At 62.2% G+C, this 16,414-nt stretch carries 14 protein-coding genes; all 14 read right to left on the bottom strand.

Annotated elements, in window-relative coordinates; all coding sequences use genetic code 11:
- Window positions 1-41: 41 nt before the first annotated feature.
- Window positions 42-1,448 carry a dihydrolipoyl dehydrogenase gene (gene lpdA / locus NN662_RS03810; RefSeq protein WP_261928986.1) on the bottom strand — a complete coding sequence of 469 codons (1,407 nt, stop codon included), beginning with the start codon at window positions 1,446-1,448 and terminating at the stop codon, window positions 42-44.
- Between the two features lie 25 nt (window positions 1,449-1,473).
- Entirely contained in the window at window positions 1,474-2,226 is a 753-nt protein-coding gene (locus NN662_RS03805; RefSeq protein WP_261928985.1) for an SDR family oxidoreductase, read from the bottom strand.
- Entirely contained in the window at window positions 2,219-2,710 is a 492-nt protein-coding gene (locus NN662_RS03800; protein ID WP_261928984.1) for a hypothetical protein, read from the bottom strand. The genes NN662_RS03805 and NN662_RS03800 overlap by 8 nt, the downstream gene beginning before the upstream one ends.
- Window positions 2,711-2,730: 20 nt before the next feature.
- Complete coding sequence (locus NN662_RS03795) at window positions 2,731-3,366, bottom strand: LysE family transporter (RefSeq protein ID WP_261928983.1); 636 nt, start codon at window positions 3,364-3,366, stop codon at window positions 2,731-2,733.
- Window positions 3,367-3,386: 20 nt separating this feature from the next.
- Entirely contained in the window at window positions 3,387-3,998 is a 612-nt protein-coding gene (locus NN662_RS03790) for a LysE family translocator (protein WP_261928982.1), read from the bottom strand.
- A 64-nt stretch (window positions 3,999-4,062) separates the two neighbouring features.
- A complete protein-coding gene (gene odhB / locus NN662_RS03785; RefSeq protein ID WP_261928981.1) occupies window positions 4,063-5,280 on the bottom strand; it encodes a 2-oxoglutarate dehydrogenase complex dihydrolipoyllysine-residue succinyltransferase in 1,218 nt (405 codons plus the stop codon).
- Window positions 5,281-5,326: 46 nt separating this feature from the next.
- Window positions 5,327-8,311, bottom strand: a complete 2,985-nt coding sequence (locus NN662_RS03780) for a 2-oxoglutarate dehydrogenase E1 component (RefSeq protein WP_261928980.1) — start codon at window positions 8,309-8,311, stop codon at window positions 5,327-5,329.
- Window positions 8,312-8,466: 155 nt separating this feature from the next.
- On the bottom strand, window positions 8,467-9,369 hold the full coding sequence (gene sucD, locus NN662_RS03775) for a succinate--CoA ligase subunit alpha (protein ID WP_261928979.1): 903 nt from the start codon (window positions 9,367-9,369) through the stop codon (window positions 8,467-8,469).
- Between the two features lie 5 nt (window positions 9,370-9,374).
- Entirely contained in the window at window positions 9,375-10,571 is a 1,197-nt protein-coding gene (sucC, locus tag NN662_RS03770; RefSeq protein ID WP_261928978.1) for an ADP-forming succinate--CoA ligase subunit beta, read from the bottom strand.
- Window positions 10,572-10,604: 33 nt separating this feature from the next.
- The gene (gene mdh, locus NN662_RS03765) at window positions 10,605-11,567 is read right to left on the bottom strand and encodes a malate dehydrogenase (RefSeq protein ID WP_261928977.1); all 963 of its coding nucleotides are present in this window, start codon (window positions 11,565-11,567) and stop codon (window positions 10,605-10,607) included.
- 178 nt (window positions 11,568-11,745) lie between these two features.
- Window positions 11,746-12,909: a cell division protein ZapE gene (gene zapE / locus NN662_RS03760; protein WP_261928976.1), complete on the bottom strand. Its 1,164-nt coding sequence runs from the start codon at window positions 12,907-12,909 to the stop codon at window positions 11,746-11,748.
- A 39-nt stretch (window positions 12,910-12,948) separates the two neighbouring features.
- Window positions 12,949-13,467, bottom strand: a complete 519-nt coding sequence (locus NN662_RS03755; RefSeq protein WP_261928975.1) for a protease inhibitor Inh/omp19 family protein — start codon at window positions 13,465-13,467, stop codon at window positions 12,949-12,951.
- A gap of 302 nt (window positions 13,468-13,769) precedes the next feature.
- Window positions 13,770-14,549, bottom strand: coding sequence for a succinate dehydrogenase iron-sulfur subunit (locus tag NN662_RS03750; protein ID WP_261928974.1), 780 nt, complete (start codon window positions 14,547-14,549; stop codon window positions 13,770-13,772).
- Window positions 14,550-14,566: 17 nt separating this feature from the next.
- On the bottom strand, window positions 14,567-16,411 hold the full coding sequence (gene sdhA / locus NN662_RS03745) for a succinate dehydrogenase flavoprotein subunit (protein ID WP_261928973.1): 1,845 nt from the start codon (window positions 16,409-16,411) through the stop codon (window positions 14,567-14,569).
- Window positions 16,412-16,414: the final 3 nt, after the last annotated feature.

Genomic DNA, 16,414 nt, shown 5'->3' with positions numbered 1-16,414 from the left:
CGAAAATGACGAAGATTTAATTCTTGGCTTTCGTCAGTCGATCACATGTGGATCGGCTTGAAGAAGGTGGCGAGCGCCGCCTCCTTGACCGCTTCCGACATGGTCGGGTGGGCGTGGCAGGTGCGGCCGAGGTCTTCCGACGAACCGCCGAACTCCATCAGCACCGCTGCCTCGTGGATCATCTCGCCTGCGCCGTAGCCGACGATGTGGGCGCCGAGCACGCGGTCGGTGTCCTTGTCGGCCAGAATCTTGACGAAGCCGTCGGTCGCCAGCATGGCCCGCGCGCGGCCATTGGCGGTGAACGGGAACTTGCCGACCTTGTAGGCAACGCCGGCGGCCTTCAGCTCTTCCTCGGTCTTGCCGACGGAAGCCACTTCCGGCTGCGTGTAGACGACGCTCGGAATGACATCGTAGTTCACATGGCCGGCCTGACCGGCCAGGATTTCGGCCAGCGCCACGCCTTCGTCTTCCGCCTTGTGCGCCAGCATCGGACCCTTGACCACGTCGCCGATCGCATAGATGCCCTGGACGGACGTCTGGAAGTGATTGTTGATCTCGACCCGCCCGGCCTTGTCGAGCACGACGCCGGCCTTGCCGAGGCCGAGGCCTTCGGTGAACGGCTTGCGGCCGGTGGCAATCAGCACGACGTCGGCTTCGAGCGTCACGGCATCGCCGCCCTTCACGGGCTCATAGGTTACCTTGGCACCGCTTCCGGCCTTCTCGACGCCGGTTACCTTGGCCGACAGCTGGAATTCGAAGCCCTGCTTCGTCAGCATGCGCTGGAACTGCTTGGAGACTTCGCCGTCCATCGGGCCGAGAATCTTGTCGAGATATTCGACGACCGTCACCTGCGCGCCGAGGCGCGACCAGACGGAACCGAGTTCGAGGCCGATGACACCGCCGCCGACGACGATCATCTTCTGCGGCACCTTCTCGAGCGCGATCGCGCCGGTCGAAGAGACAATCACCTTCTCGTCGATATCGACGGAAAGGCCGGGAATGCCGGCAACGTCCGAACCGGTGGCAATGACGATGTTCTTCGTTTCCAGTTCCTTCACTTCACCGCTGTCGCTGGTGACGGAAACCTTGCCTTCGCCGAGGATCTGGCCGGTGCCCAGGAAGGTGTCGATCTTGTTCTTCTTGAACAGGAACTGCACGCCGTCAACGTTGGACTTAACGGTGTTGTCCTTGTGCGTCAGCATCTTGGCGAGGTTCAGCTTCGGCTTGGAAACCTCGACGCCGAGCTCTTCGATGCCGTGTGCGGTATGGGCATAGACCTCGGAGGCATGCAGCAGCGCCTTCGACGGAATGCAGCCGATGTTGAGGCAGGTACCGCCGAACGTGGCGCGCTTCTCGATCACCGCGACCTTCAGGCCGAGCTGTGCGGCCTTGATTGCGCAGACATAACCGCCGGGGCCGGTTCCGATCACGACGACATCATAAGACATTGAACTTCCTTCCTTGGCTGGCGGACTATCTGCCGCCGGTCACATTAAGCACGGCACCCGTGACGTAGGATGCCTCGTTGGACAAAAGAAACACGATCGTGCTGGCCACTTCCTCGGGCTCGCCGGCCCGCTTCATCGGAACGGCGTGTGCCAGATCGTGCGCACGATTGGGATTGCCGGCATCCGCCTGGATGTCGGTATGGATGAGCCCGGGACGCACGGCGTTGACGCGGATTCCTTCCTCGGCGACTTCCTTGGCGAGACCGAGCGTGAACACGTCGATCGCCCCCTTGGAAGCGGCATAGTCGACGAATTCACCCGGCGAGCCGAGCATGGCCGCCGCCGAGGACAGGTTGACGATCACGCCACCCTCGCCGCCATGACGCGTCGACATGCGCTTGACCGCTTCCGCCGCAACGCGCATCGGCCCGAGCACATTGACCTTGAAAATCCGCTCGATGCGCTCGCGGCTCATCTCGTCGACCCTGACCGGCATGCCGATGATGCCGGCATTGTTGACCAGACCGTCGAGACGACCGAACGCATTGTCGACGACGTCGTAGATCGCCGCGATATCCTCCTCTTCGGAGGCATCGCCCTGCACGGCAAGCGCTTCGCCGCCCATCGCCTTGATCCGGTCGACGACGGACTGCGCCGCCTCGCCGTTGCGCACGAAATTGACGGCGACCCGCCAGCCCTGACGGGCGGCAAGGATGCAGACCGCGGCGCCGATGCCCCGGCTGCCGCCGGTCACGAGAAGAACGGGTCCGTCAGCCATTCGCGCAACCTTTCAGCTTGAATACGTCCCACGGGGCGACGGAGGCCTTGTCCGCTCCCCAGGCAGAGGAGAAGCGCAATGCAAGCCCGAAGCCCGGCAGCAGCAGCTGGCCCGCCGCATCCGCGCCTTCCGGCGGCAGGAGGTCGACATTGCCGCTGTCGTCGACGGCGTAGATGACGCCTTCCCAGACCGTGCAGGCCCGGATATCGGCGCCGGTCACGTCGCCCTCCGGGCAATTGTAGAACACGACGCCTTCGGTGCGCGAAACCTCGTCGGTGATCATCACATTGCCGTCGAGCACGACCTTAGTCTTCGGCACGGATATGTCGAAGAGATGGCTGGTCGCCGCGGCGTCGGACTTGACGGGCTTGAACGAGAGCTCGAAGCCGGCTTCCGGTTCGGCATAGAGCGCATTTTCCTGACGGCAGTCTTCGGCACAGGCAAGCGCCGGCACACCCATCAGTGTGCCGAGCAAAACAGCCATGTGCCGCTGCGGTCCCATGATCAGCCTGCCTTCTCCGTCGCGAGCTTCAGCCCGAAGGCGATGAAGACCGCGCCGCTTGCCCGGTTGATCCACTTGCTGGCGCGCTCGAAAGACGCCCGCATGCGAGGAATGGTCAGGAAGAAGGACATGGCGACGAACCATGCGATCAGGCAGCTGGCCATCACCAGACCGTAGCCGAACTTGACCATAGCCGGCGTGTACAGGCTGACGACCGTCGAAAAGATCGAAAGGAAGAAGAACACCGGTTTCGGATTGAGAGCATTCGCCATGAAGCCCAGCGCAAAGCCCTTGGCCGCGGACTGCGCCTTGACTGCCGTCTCGGCAATCGGCGCATCGAGCGAGACCTTGCCGGCGCGGAAGGACTGGATGCCGATATAGACGAGATAGGCGACGCCCGCCCACTTGATGACGTTGAAGAGGAGGATCGACTGCGAAATGATCAGGCCCAGGCCGAGGATCGTGTAGGTCACATGAAACATCAGCGACGTACCGATGCCGAAGCTCGTCAGGATCGCCGCCTTGCGGCCGTGGACGATCGCCTGGCGCATGACCATGGCGGTATCGGCCCCCGGCGCGATAATACCGAAGGAGAAGATCGCCATCAGCGATGCAAGTTCGATCAGGTACTGATGCATTCCGAAATCCTCTTTCGCGATCAGCGCGTCGCCAGCGCCAGCTTGACGCCAAGGGCGCAGAAGGCCATGGCCGACGTGCGGCGGATCCAGCTCATCGCCCGCTCGCTGGCGAGAATGTAGGTACGGACCCGTGCCGCAAACACACCGTAACCGACAAACACGACGAATGTCATCAGCATGAAGATACCGCCGAGTTCCAGCATCGTCGCAAGCGTATGCGGGCTATCCGCCGGAATGAACTGCGGCAGGAAGGCCAGGAAGAAGATCGACAGCTTCGGATTGAGGATGTTGATCAGGAAGCCCGTCCGGGCGATGCGCGCGAGACCATAGGGTGTGGCAGCAGCTTCGAAGCGCACCGGCCCTTTGTCCTTCAGCGTCATCCAGGCCAGATAGATCAGGTAGGCGGCACCGGCGAACTTGAAGCCCTGAAACACCAGAGCGCTGGTGTGAAGGATCGCGGCAAGGCCGAGTGACGAGGCAAGAATGTGCGGGACGATGCCGAGGGTACATCCGAAAGCGGCGGCCAGCGATTGGGTGCGGCCCTGACCGAGACCGGTGGACACCGTGTAGAGAACGCCCGTACCCGGAGCCAGAACGACGATCAGCGCTGTCAGCAGAAATTCCGGGGTCATGGCGCCACCCTGCGTTTGAAACGAAGCCCGGACCGACCATCTCTGGCCGGTCCGGGCAAATGTCTTAGAGATCGAGAACCAGGCGTTCCGGATCCTCCAGGCTTTCCTTGACGCGCACCAGGAAGGTCACGGCTTCCTTGCCGTCGACGATACGGTGATCGTAGGAGAGCGCCAGATACATCATCGGACGGATGACGACCTGACCGCCGATAGCCATCGGACGCTCCTGGATCTTGTGCATGCCGAGAATGCCCGACTGCGGGGCATTGAGGATCGGCGAGGACATCAGCGAACCGTAGACGCCGCCGTTGGAGATGGTGAACGTGCCGCCCTGCATGTCGGCCATCGACAGCTGGCCGTCACGGGCAGCCTTGCCGAGGCGGCCGATTTCTTTCTCGACTTCGGCAATCGACATCTGGTCGGCATCGCGTACGACCGGAACGACGAGGCCCTTGTCCGTGCCGACGGCGACGCCGATGTGGCAGAAGTTCTTGTAGATGATATCGGTGCCGTCGATTTCGGCGTTGACCGCTGGCAGTTCCTTCAGCGCATGCGTCACGGCCTTGGTGAAGAAGCCCATGAAGCCGAGCTTCACGCCGTGCTTCTTCTCGAAGATGTCCTTGTACTTGTTGCGCATGGACATCACGGCGCTCATGTCCACCTCGTTGTAGGTGGTCAGCATTGCAGCCGTGTTCTGGGCATCCTTCAGGCGCTTGGCGATCGTCTGACGCAGGCGGGTCATCTTGACGCGCTCTTCACGCGGCGCATCGTCGACGGACGACGGCGCGCGGGCGGCCTTCGGCGCTTCGGCGGTAACCGATGGGCCCTTGGCGATGGCGGCGATCACGTCGCCCTTCAGCACCTGGCCACGCTTGCCGGACCCTTCGACCTGATCGGCGGAAACGCCCTTTTCTGCCATCATCTTGGCAGCGGCCGGTGCCGGCGGCATGTCGCCTGCCGGAGCTGCGGCCGGAGCCGGAGCAGCGGCGGGTGCAGGCGCGGCGGCAGCCGGCTTTTCAGCCGGAGCGGCAGCGGCGGCGCCGGCACCTTCCGAGATGTTGCCGAGCAGCGCATTGAGCTCGACCGTCTCGCCTTCGGCAGCAACGATCTCGGACAGGACGCCCGACGCCGGAGCCGGCACTTCGATCGAAACCTTGTCGGTTTCCAGTTCGAGCAGAGGCTCGTCGGCGGTAACGGTGTCGCCGACCTTCTTGAGCCAGGTGCCGACGGTTGCTTCCGAAACGGACTCGCCGAGGGTGGGTACGCGGATTTCAGTGGCCATGATTTCAATTTCCGTTGGTCAGAATTTCGTTTGGCGCAGGGGAGCATCAGCCCCCGAGCGCGTCCTCCAGGAAAGCTTCCAGCTGCGCCAGGTGCTTCGACATCAGGCCCGTTGCCGTCGAGGCCGAGGCCGGGCGGCCCGTATAGCGCACGCGCTGATACTTGGCGTCGATATGCGCGAGCACCCACTCCAGATACGGGTCGATGAACGCCCAGGCGCCCATGTTCTTCGGCTCTTCCTGGCACCAGACCATTTCCGCGTTACGGAAGCGCGACAGCTCGTTGATGAGCGCCTTGGCCGGGAACGGATAGAGCTGTTCGACACGCAGCAGGTAGATGTCGTCGATGCCGCGCTTTTCGCGCTCTTCGAGAAGGTCGTAGTAGACCTTGCCCGTGCAGAGTACGACGCGACGGATCTTGTTGTCCTTCTGCAGCTTGATCGGGCCGTTCTTGATGACCTCCGCATCATCCCACAGCAGACGGTGGAACGAAGATTCACCGGCAAGCTCCGACAGCGACGAGACCGCACGCTTGTGGCGCAGCAGCGACTTGGGCGTCATCAGGATCAGCGGCTTGCGGAAGTCGCGCTTCACCTGGCGGCGAAGGATGTGGAAGTAGTTGGCCGGCGTGGTGCAGTTTGCGACCTGCATGTTGTCTTCGGCGCACATCTGCAGCCAGCGCTCGAGGCGGGCCGAAGAGTGTTCCGGACCCTGGCCTTCATAGCCGTGCGGCAGCAAGCAGACGAGACCGGACATGCGCAGCCACTTGCGTTCGCCCGACGAGATGAACTGGTCGAAGATGACCTGCGCACCGTTGGCGAAGTCGCCGAACTGGGCTTCCCAGAGGGTGAGCGCATTCGGACGAGCCAGCGAATAGCCGTATTCGAAGCCGAGCACGGCTTCTTCGGACAGCATCGAGTTGATGACCTCGTAGCGGCCCTGGCCGCCGCCGACATGGGCGAGCGGAATGTAGCGTTCCTCGGTCTGCTGATCGTAGAGAACGGTATGGCGCTGCGAGAACGTGCCGCGTTCGACGTCCTGACCGGACAGGCGCACCGCGGTGCCCTCCTGGCAGAGCGAACCGAAAGCGAGAGCCTCGCCCATCGCCCAGTCGATGCCTTCGCCGGTCTGGATCATTTCGGCGCGGTTGTCCATGAAGCGCTTGATGGTGCGGTGGACGTTGAAGCCTTCCGGAACCTCGGACAGCTTCTTGCCGATTTCCTTCAGCGTCTTCATCGGCACGGCGGTCTTGCCGCGGCGCTGTTCGTCGGCATTGTCGGCAGCCCTGAGGCCCGACCATGCGCCATCCAGCCAATCGGCCTTGTTCGGCTTGTAGGACTGGCCGGCCTCGAATTCCTGTTCCAGATGAGCGCGCCAGTCGGCCTTCATCTTTTCCAGTTCGCCTTCGGTCATCAGACCTTCGCTGACAAGACGCTCGCCATAGAGCTGGACGACCGTCTTGTGCGAACGGATGACCTTGTACATCTTCGGCTGCGTGAAGGACGGCTCGTCGCCTTCATTGTGGCCAAAGCGGCGGTAGCAGAACATGTCGATGACGACCGGCTTGTGGAACTTCATCCGGAATTCGGTCGCGATCTTGGCGGCGTAGACGACCGCTTCCGGGTCGTCTCCGTTGACGTGGAAGATCGGCGCTTCGATCATCTTGGCCACGTCGGACGGATACGGCGAGGACCGCGAGAAATGCGGGTTCGTCGTGAAGCCGATCTGGTTGTTGATGATGAAGTGAACCGTGCCGGCAACGCGATGGCCGCGCAGGCCGGAAAGGCCGAGGATTTCGGCAACCACGCCCTGCCCTGCGAATGCGGCGTCACCATGCAGCAGCAGCGGCATGACCTTGGCGCGTTCCTTCAGCGGAATGATGTCGTTGTCCCAGCTCTTCGCCTTCAGGTCCTGCTTGGCGCGGGCCTTGCCCATGACGACCGGGTTGACGATTTCCAGGTGCGACGGGTTCGCGGTCAGCGACAGGTGCACGTTGTTGCCGTCGAATTCGCGGTCGGAAGACGCGCCGAGATGGTACTTCACGTCGCCGGAACCTTCGACGTCGTCAGGAGCGTAGGAACCGCCCTTGAACTCGTGGAAGATCGCCCGGTGCGGCTTGGCCATCACCTGCGAGAGAACGTTCAGACGGCCGCGGTGGGCCATGCCGAGAACGATTTCTTCAAGGCCGAGCTGACCGCCGCGCTTGATGATCTGCTCGAGCGCCGGGATCAGCGCTTCACCGCCGTCGAGACCGAAGCGCTTGGTGCCCTTGTACTTGACGTCGATGAACTGTTCGAAGCCTTCGGCCTCGATCAGCTTCTGGAGGATCGCCTTCTTGCCGTTCGGCGTGAATTCGACACCCTTGTCCGGTCCCTCGATGCGCTCCTGGATCCAGGACTTCGCTTCCGGGTCGGAGATATGCATGAACTCGACGCCGAGCGTCGAGCAATAGGTGCGCTTCAGGATCGCCAGCATCTCGCGGATGGTGGCGTATTCCAGGCCGAGCACCTTGTCGATGAAGATCGGACGGTCGTAGTCGGCTTCCGTGAAGCCGTAGGATTCCGGCGACAGTTCCTTGAAGTCTTCCACGGCTGCGGCAATGCCGAGCGGGTCGAGCTTGGCGTGCAGGTGGCCGCGCATGCGGTAGGCGCGGATCATCATGATGGCGCGGACGGAATCGCGTGTCGCCTGCAGGACGTCGGTGCCGCTTGCCGGCTTGCCGGCGGCTTCCGCCTTGGCCTTGAGCTTTCCTTCAACGGCCTTCTCGACCGTTGCCCAGTCGCCGTCGAGCGCATTGACCAGTTCGCCGTTTGCGGCGATCGGCCAGTTCTTGCGCTTCCAGGACGCGCCTTGGGCGGCCTTCTTCACATCATCCGGATTGTCTTCCAGCGCCTTGAAAAAGGCCTGCCATTCGGGAGACACCGAGGCCGGGTCATCCTCGTAACGTGCATAAAGCTGCTCGATATAGGCAGCGTTCTGGCCATCCAGGAAGGATGTGATCTGAAACTGTTCGTTGGCTTCTTGTCTTGCCATGGGTATTTGCAGACCCGCGGGCCTGCCTCCTTGTCAGGGCTTTTCTCGTCACCCAGGTTTCTCGTCGGCATTTCACACGGCCCGACTTGCCGCCGCCGGGATAAACCGGAACCATGAGGGGAAAATGTGGCCTTCCCCTCATGGAATTTCAAATGTCAGCCCTTGAGGACTTCGACCAGCGTCTTGCCGAGGCGAGCCGGCGACGGCGAGACGCGGATGCCGGCCGATTCCATGGCCGCGATCTTGTCTTCCGCACCGCCCTTGCCGCCGGAAATGACGGCGCCGGCATGGCCCATCGTACGGCCGGGAGGAGCCGTACGGCCGGCGATGAAGCCGACCATCGGCTTCTTGCGGCCGCGCTTGGCTTCGTCCTTGAGGAACTGCGCCGCATCTTCTTCGGCCGAGCCGCCGATTTCGCCGATCATGATGATCGACTTCGTCTCGTCGTCGGCCAGGAACATTTCCAGCATGTCGATGAACTCGGTGCCCTTGACCGGGTCGCCGCCGATGCCGACAGCCGTCGTCTGGCCGAGGCCTTCGTTCGAGGTCTGGAACACGGCTTCATAGGTCAGCGTGCCGGAGCGCGACAGGACGCCGACGGAACCCTTCTTGAAGATCGAGCCCGGCATGATGCCGATCTTGCATTCTTCCGGCGTCAGGACGCCCGGGCAGTTCGGTCCGATCAGGCGCGACTTGGACTTGTCGAGCTTTGCCTTGACGTTGACCATGTCTTCGACCGGGATGCCCTCGGTGATGCAGACGATCAGCGGGATTTCGGCTTCGATCGCTTCGATGATCGCCGCACCGGCGCCTGCCGGCGGAACGTAGATCACGGATGCGTTGGCGCCGGTGGCTTCCTTGCCTTCGGCGACGGAAGCGAAGATCGGCAGGCTTTCACCCTTGGAACCGGTCCAGTTGGTGCCGCCCTTGGAAGGGTGGATACCGCCGACCATCTTCGTGCCGTAATAGGCGAGCGCCTGCTCGGTGTGGAAGGTACCGGTCTTGCCGGTCAGGCCCTGTACGAGGACCTTGGTGTCTTTGTTTACGAGAATGGACATCTAACTCAGGCCCCCTTCACAGCGGCGACGATCTTCTGGGCGGCATCGTCCAGATCGTCAGCGGAGATCACATTGAGGCCGCTTTCGTTGATGATTTTCTTGCCGAGTTCGACATTTGTGCCTTCGAGGCGAACGACGAGCGGCACCTTGAGGCCAACTTCCTTGACGGCTGCGAGAACGCCTTCGGCAATGACATCGCACTTCATGATGCCGCCGAAGATGTTGACGAGGATGCCCTTCACTGCCGGATCGGCCGTGATGATCTTGAATGCCGCGGTGACCTTCTCCTTGGAAGCGCCGCCGCCGACATCGAGGAAGTTCGCCGGCTCGGCGCCGTAGAGCTTGATGATGTCCATGGTCGCCATGGCGAGACCGGCGCCGTTGACCATGCAGCCGATGTTGCCGTCGAGAGCGACATAGGCGAGGTCATACTTCGAGGCCTCGATTTCCTTCTCGTCTTCTTCCGTGATGTCACGCAGTTCGACGACTTCCGGATGACGGAACAGCGCATTGCCGTCGAACGACACCTTGGCGTCGAGAACGCGCATGCGGCCGTTGGTCATGACGATCAGCGGGTTGACCTCGAGCAGGCTCATGTCCTTTTCGACGAAGGCCTTGTAGAGGATCGGGAAGAGCTTCAGCGCATCTTCGCGGGCAGCGCCCTCGAGCTTCAGCGCGTCGGCGAGCGCGTTAGCGTTGTCGGCGGTCACACCGGCTTCCGGATCGATCGCCACGGTGACGATCTTCTCGGGGGTTTCTTCGGCAACGGTCTCGATGTCCATGCCGCCTTCGGTCGAAACGACGAAGGCAACCTGGCCGACGGAACGGTCGACGAGGATCGAGAGATAAAGCTCACGGTCGATGTCGGCGCCGTCTTCGATGTAGAGGCGGTTGACCTGCTTGCCGGCAGCGCCGGTCTGCTTGGTCACGAGCGTGTTGCCGAGCATTTCCTTGACGTTGGTGACAACGTCTTCGATCGACTTGGCGAGACGAACGCCGCCCTTGGCGTCGGGGCCGAGTTCCTTGAACTTGCCCTTGCCGCGGCCGCCGGCGTGGATCTGGCTCTTGACCACGTAAAGCGGTCCCGGCAGCTTCTTGGCTGCGGCTTCGGCTTCGTCTGCCGAGAAGATGGCCACACCTTCCGCGACCGGCGCGCCGTAGCTCTTCAGGAGAGCCTTGGCCTGATATTCGTGAATATTCATTCGTATATCCCTGCTTTGATAAGGTTCAGGTGATTACTTGAGTGCCGGAGCGATGTTGATGCAGGCCTCGCAGAGACCGGCAACCGCGCCGACGGACTTGTCGAACGCTTCCTTTTCGGAAGAGTTCAGATCGATTTCGATGACGCGCTCGACGCCGCCGGCGCCAATCACGGTCGGCACGCCGACATACATGTCCTTCACGCCGTACTGGCCGGCGAGATAGGCGGCGCAGGGCAAGACGCGCTTTTTGTCCTTGAGGTAGGATTCAGCCATCACGATCGCGGAAGCGGCCGGGGCGTAGTAGGCCGAACCGGTCTTCAGCAGGCCGACGATTTCGGCGCCGCCGTCACGGGTGCGCTGGATGATTTCTTCGAGGCGTTCCTTCGTGCACCAGCCCATCTTCACGAGATCGGTCAGCGGAATGCCGGCAACGGTGGAGTAACGGGCGAGCGGCACCATCGAGTCGCCGTGGCCGCCGAGAACGAAGGCGGTGACGTCTTCAACAGAAACGTCGAATTCCTGGGCGAGGAACAGGCGGAAGCGCGACGAGTCCAGAACGCCGGCCATACCGACGACCATGTTCTTCGGCAGGCCCGAAAACTTCTGCAGGGCCCAGACCATCGCATCGAGCGGGTTGGTGATGCAGATGACGAAGGCGTTCGGGGCATACTTCTTGATGCCGGCGCCGACCTGCTCCATGACCTTCAGGTTGATGCCGAGAAGATCGTCGCGGCTCATGCCCGGCTTGCGCGGTACGCCGGCGGTGACGATGCAGACGTCAGCACCTTCGATGGCCGAATAATCGCTGGCGCCCGTCAGCTTGGCGTCAAAGCCATCGACCGGCGAGGACTGGGCGATGTCGAGCCCTTTGCCCTGGGGAATGCCGTCGGCAATGTCGAACAGGACGACGTCGCCCAGTTCTTTCATGCTGGCCAGATGCGCCAGCGTGCCACCAATCATACCGGAACCAATGAGTGCGATTTTCTTGCGGGCCATGAAGAGCTCCCTTTGCGCTTTAAGAACGGACCGACACGTCAATGTGCCTCCATTATCGGGCTTTCGCATAGCCCTAAAGCGCAAATATGGCAACCGATTAATTTTGGCTGAGGAATTTCAATCGTTTAGATGACAAAATTCTTACGTAAACGTAAGATAATTTCGCACCATTTCAGCGTCAGCCGGCATGAGCTTCCCGGCTGGCCTCAAGATATTCCTGGCTCCGCATCTCGAACAGACGCGAGATCGTTCGATCGAATTCAAAGCCTTCCGTACCGCGCCGTTCGGTCAGAAGCTCCTCCGGCCATGAGGCCGCCGATGCGATCAGGCGTACCTTGCGATCATAAAGAGCGTCCACCAGGATAATCAATCTCTTGATCTCGTTGCGACGATCTGCCCCCATTTGCGGGATGTGATCGACGAAGATGGTGTCGTATTTCTCGGTAATCGCCAGATAGTCGGATGCGCCCAGCGGCTTGCTGCAGAGGTCGGAGAAACCGAAACGCGCCATCGTTCCCACGGCCTGCGGCACCTTGATCGACCGGCCTTTCAGCTCGATCGTCTCGACCGAAGGCTTGCGCCCCTCGGCATAGGCATTCCAGGTCGCATTCATCGCCGCATCGGTACGGTCATCGAGCGGCGTCATGAAGACGGGCAGGCTGTTCAGCTTCTCCATGCGGTAGTCGTTGGGAGAATCCAGCGACACGATGCCCACATACTCTTTCAGCAGTGCGACAAACGGCAGGAACAGGCCGCGATTGAGTCCGTCCTTGTAGAGATTGTCGGGTTCGACGTTGGACGTTGCCACCAGCACGCAGCCGCGCGAGAACAACTCGGTGAACAACCGTCCGAGGATCATCGCATCGGCGATGTCCGTCACCGTGAACTCGTCGAAGCACAGAAGCTCAGCCTCGGCAAAAAGCTCGGAAGCGACCGGCGGCACAGGATCGGCCTGCGTCGCCTCGCCGCTTTTCAGTTTCTGGCGGTGGGCGTGGATCCGGGCATGGACGTCGCCCATGAACTCGTGGAAATGCGCGCGACGCTTACGCTTGACCGGCGCCATCTGGAAGAACATGTCCATCAGCATGGTCTTGCCGCGTCCGACGCTGCCATGGACATAAAGCCCCTTGACCGCTTCCTTCTTCTTGCCCTTGCGGGCGGCAAACAGCCAACCGAGCGCGCTGGTCTTCGCTGCGTGCCGGTGTTCCTTGAGGTCGCTGAGGATGCGGTCGAGGCGCGCGGCGACAGCCATCTGCGCCGGATCCGGCTTCAGTTCGCCGGATGCGGCAAGGGCCTTCAGCTTTTCGCTGACGCTGAGATTGTAGTCTGGCGCAGGCTGCATGGATCGCCCGTATGCCGCCGCAGGACGCGGCGGGTCCTGTTAGCGGCTGAGGCTGAAGGGCTGGCCGGCAGCGGTCGTGCCGTCGAAGCGGGCGTCGGCCGTCTTGTAGAGCGTGCCGATGACGTTGCCGTCGCGATCCTTGACCGAGATCTGCTTGCCGCTGACTTCCCAGGAAGCCATCGTCGTCAGCGGACCAAGGCAGCCGCGCGTTCCGCCACGCAGGCCGGAACCGAGATTGGTCAGCGTCAGGAACATGTCGCAGGTGACGCCGGAATTGGAAACCTTCCAGCTACCGACCATGGATTCCTTCGTGACGTCCATCGCATTGGCGGCCACGGCCGGATTGCCGGCTGGCGGCATGCCGTTCTGCATCGTCTGGTCACCCGGCATCTGCGTCCCGTTCGGCGGCGGCAGCTGTCCGGACTGTACGGACGGCACCGGCTGGGCCTGCAGCGGCGGCAGGGTCGATGACGGCTGCTGGTCGTAATAAGACGTGCGCTGGCATCCCGAGAGTGCCAGAGCGATCATTACACCGGCCGCCGCAAATCTGAACTGCATCGCCAAACTCCTTGCTTGCCCTTGGCGGGCTTGTCTTCCCTAGAGGTTGCCCGGATTATCGTGAAAGATGGGGATGAATCAAGGCAACCTCCGGCGAAATCACGGCAAAGGGAAAAAGCGCCCGCCTTTTTTGCGGTTTTGCCGCACCCCGCAGGCAATCGCCTGCATCAACCCCGCCTTTCGGGAAGCCACGCATCGGCGCTTGCCGAATCGAATTGACGGATCGGGAAAGCGAACTGACAAAAGGAAAGGGCCGCGCATGCCCGCGGCCCCTCCCGTGTTTACTCGTGTAATGGCAGGCGTCAGACGCGACGCTCGACCATCATCTTCTTGATCTCCGCGATCGCCTTGGCCGGGTTCAGACCCTTGGGGCAGGCTTGCGCACAGTTCATGATGGTGTGGCAGCGATAGAGGCGGAACGGATCCTCGAGATCGTCGAGGCGTTCGCCGGTCGCTTCGTCGCGGCTGTCGATCAGCCAGCGATAGGCCTGCAGCAGGACGGCCGGACCGAGGTAACGGTCGCCGTTCCACCAGTAGCTCGGACAGGAGGTCGAGCAGCAGGCGCAGAGAATGCACTCATAGAGGCCGTCGAGCTTCAGGCGATCCTCGTGGCTCTGCTTCCATTCCTTGGCCGGCGGCGGAGAAACCGTCTTCAGCCAGGGCTCGATCGAGCGGTGCTGGGCGTAGAAGTTGTTGAGGTCCGGCACCAGATCCTTGACCACCGGCATGTGCGGCAGCGGGTAGATCTTCACCGCACCCTTGATGTCGTCCATGCCCTTGGTGCAGGCAAGCGTATTCGTGCCGTCGATGTTCATCGCGCAGGAACCGCAGATGCCTTCACGACAGGAACGGCGCAGCGTCAGCGTCGGGTCGATGTTGTTCTTGATGTAGAGCAGACCGTCGAGCACCATCGGTCCGCAATTGTCGAGATCGATGTAATAGGTGTCGATCGACGGGTTCTTGCCGTCGTCCGGATTCCAGCGATAGACGCGATATTCGCGAACGTTCGTCGCGCCTTCCGGCTTCGGCCAGGTCTTGCCTTCGCCGACCTGCGAATTCTTGGGGAGAGCAAGTTCAACCATGGTTCAGATCTCCTCAATCAGTAAACGCGGGCCTTGGGCTCGATCTTGTGCGGATCGATGCCGTCGGCCAGAAGTTCGGTGTGAACCGGGCGATAGTCGAGCTTGACGTCGCCGGCCTCGTTGACCCAGGCCAGCGTGTGCTTGCGCCAGTTGACGTCGTCGCGGCCGCCGAACGGTCCGTCGACATAGTCTTCGCGCGCATGCGAACCGCGGCTTTCCTTGCGGGCTTCCGCGCCGTAAACCGTGGTGATCGCGTTCGCCATCAGGTTATGCAGCTCGAGCGTTTCGACCAGATCGGAATTCCAGATCAGCGAACGGTCGGTGACCTTGATGTCCTGCAGGTCGCCCTTCCAGATTTCCGAGATGCGGCGGCAGCCCGATTCCAGCGCTTCCTGCGTCCGGAAGACGGCGGCGTCTTCCTGCATGGCGCGCTGCATCTTGTCGCGAACGACAGCCGTCGGCGCCGAGCCGGAGGCATAACGCAGGCTGTCGAAGCGTTCCATGATCTTGTCGCAGGCCGCCGTGTTGAGGGCGGGGATCGGCGACGACCGGTCGATGATCTGGCCGGCGCGGATCGCTGCCGCACGGCCGAAAACGACGAGGTCGATCAGCGAGTTGGAGCCGAGACGGTTGGCGCCATGAACGGAGGCACAACCGGCTTCGCCGACGGCCATCAGGCCGGGTGCGATGCGTTCCGGATTGGAACCGTCGGCGTTCAGAACCTCGCCCCAGTAGTTCGTGGGAATGCCGCCCATGTTGTAGTGGACGGTCGGCAGAACCGGGATCGGCTCGCGCGTCACATCGACGCCGGCGAAGATCTTCGCGCTTTCCGAAATGCCCGGCAGGCGCTCGTGCAGGACGGCGGGATCGAGATGATCCAGATGCAGGAAGATGTGATCCTTGTTCTTGCCGACGCCGCGGCCTTCACGGATTTCCATCGTCATGCAGCGCGAAACGACGTCGCGCGACGCCAGGTCCTTCGCCGACGGTGCGTAGCGTTCCATGAAGCGCTCGCCTTCGGAGTTGACGAGGTAACCGCCCTCCCCGCGTGCGCCTTCGGTGATGAGACAGCCGGCGCCGTAGATGCCGGTCGGGTGGAACTGCACGAATTCCATGTCCTGCAGCGGCAGGCCGGCGCGGGCGATCATGCCGCCGCCGTCACCCGTGCAGGTGTGGGCCGAAGTCGCCGAGAAATACGCGCGCCCGTAACCGCCGGTCGCCAGAACGACCATCTTGGCCGAGAAGCGGTGGATCGTGCCGTCGTCGAGGTTCCAGGCAACGACGCCGGTGCAACGGCCATCGTCGGACATGATCAGGTCGAGCGCGAAATACTCGATGAAAAACTCGGCATTGTTCCTGAGCGACTGACCGTAAAGCGTGTGCAGGATGGCGTGGCCGGTACGGTCGGCAGCGGCACAGGTGCGCTGTACCGGCGGGCCTTCGCCGTAGTTCTGCATGTGTCCGCCGAACGGACGCTGGTAGATCTTGCCTTCCTCGTTGCGCGAGAACGGCACGCCGTAATGCTCGAGCTCGTAGACCGCCTTCGGCGCTTCCATGGCGAGATACTGCATGGCGTCGACGTCGCCGAGCCAGTCGGAACCCTTGACGGTGTCGTAGAGGTGCCACTGCCAGCAGTCCGGCGTCATGTTCTGCAGCGAGGCGGCGATGCCGCCCTGGGCGGCAACCGTGTGCGAGCGGGTCGGGAAGACCTTGGTGATGCAGGCGGTCTTGAAGCCCTGCTCGGCCATGCCGAGCGTGGCGCGCAGACCGGCGCCACCGGCGCCGACGACGATCACGTCATAGGCATGATCGACATAGGTATAAGCCTTGCCATTCCGGGCGGGAGAACTGTTTTCAGCCATAAC

The organism is Rhizobium sp. NRK18 (assembly GCF_024385575.1).
Classification (GTDB): Bacteria; Pseudomonadota; Alphaproteobacteria; order Rhizobiales; family Rhizobiaceae; genus JANFMV01.
The sequence above is the reverse complement of the archived record's forward strand: the minus strand, read 5'-3'. Positions and strand labels throughout refer to the sequence as shown.

Bases quoted from the DNA above. Each gene is read 5' to 3' on its own strand.
- sucD (WP_261928979.1), bottom strand. From the start codon at position 9,369: ATGTCCATTCTCGTAAACAAAGACACCAAGGTCCTCGTACAGGGCCTG.
- sdhA (WP_261928973.1), bottom strand. From the start codon at position 16,411: ATGGCTGAAAACAGTTCTCCCGCCCGGAATGGCAAGGCTTATACCTAT.
- NN662_RS03790 (WP_261928982.1), bottom strand. From the start codon at position 3,998: ATGACCCCGGAATTTCTGCTGACAGCGCTGATCGTCGTTCTGGCTCCG.
- NN662_RS03795 (WP_261928983.1), bottom strand. From the start codon at position 3,366: ATGCATCAGTACCTGATCGAACTTGCATCGCTGATGGCGATCTTCTCC.
- NN662_RS03750 (WP_261928974.1), bottom strand. From the start codon at position 14,549: ATGGTTGAACTTGCTCTCCCCAAGAATTCGCAGGTCGGCGAAGGCAAG.
- lpdA (WP_261928986.1), bottom strand. From the start codon at position 1,448: ATGTCTTATGATGTCGTCGTGATCGGAACCGGCCCCGGCGGTTATGTC.
- NN662_RS03805 (WP_261928985.1), bottom strand. From the start codon at position 2,226: ATGGCTGACGGACCCGTTCTTCTCGTGACCGGCGGCAGCCGGGGCATC.
- NN662_RS03780 (WP_261928980.1), bottom strand. From the start codon at position 8,311: ATGGCAAGACAAGAAGCCAACGAACAGTTTCAGATCACATCCTTCCTG.
- sucC (WP_261928978.1), bottom strand. From the start codon at position 10,571: ATGAATATTCACGAATATCAGGCCAAGGCTCTCCTGAAGAGCTACGGC.
- odhB (WP_261928981.1), bottom strand. From the start codon at position 5,280: ATGGCCACTGAAATCCGCGTACCCACCCTCGGCGAGTCCGTTTCGGAA.
- zapE (WP_261928976.1), bottom strand. From the start codon at position 12,909: ATGCAGCCTGCGCCAGACTACAATCTCAGCGTCAGCGAAAAGCTGAAG.
- NN662_RS03800 (WP_261928984.1), bottom strand. From the start codon at position 2,710: ATGGCTGTTTTGCTCGGCACACTGATGGGTGTGCCGGCGCTTGCCTGT.
- NN662_RS03755 (WP_261928975.1), bottom strand. From the start codon at position 13,467: ATGCAGTTCAGATTTGCGGCGGCCGGTGTAATGATCGCTCTGGCACTC.
- mdh (WP_261928977.1), bottom strand. From the start codon at position 11,567: ATGGCCCGCAAGAAAATCGCACTCATTGGTTCCGGTATGATTGGTGGC.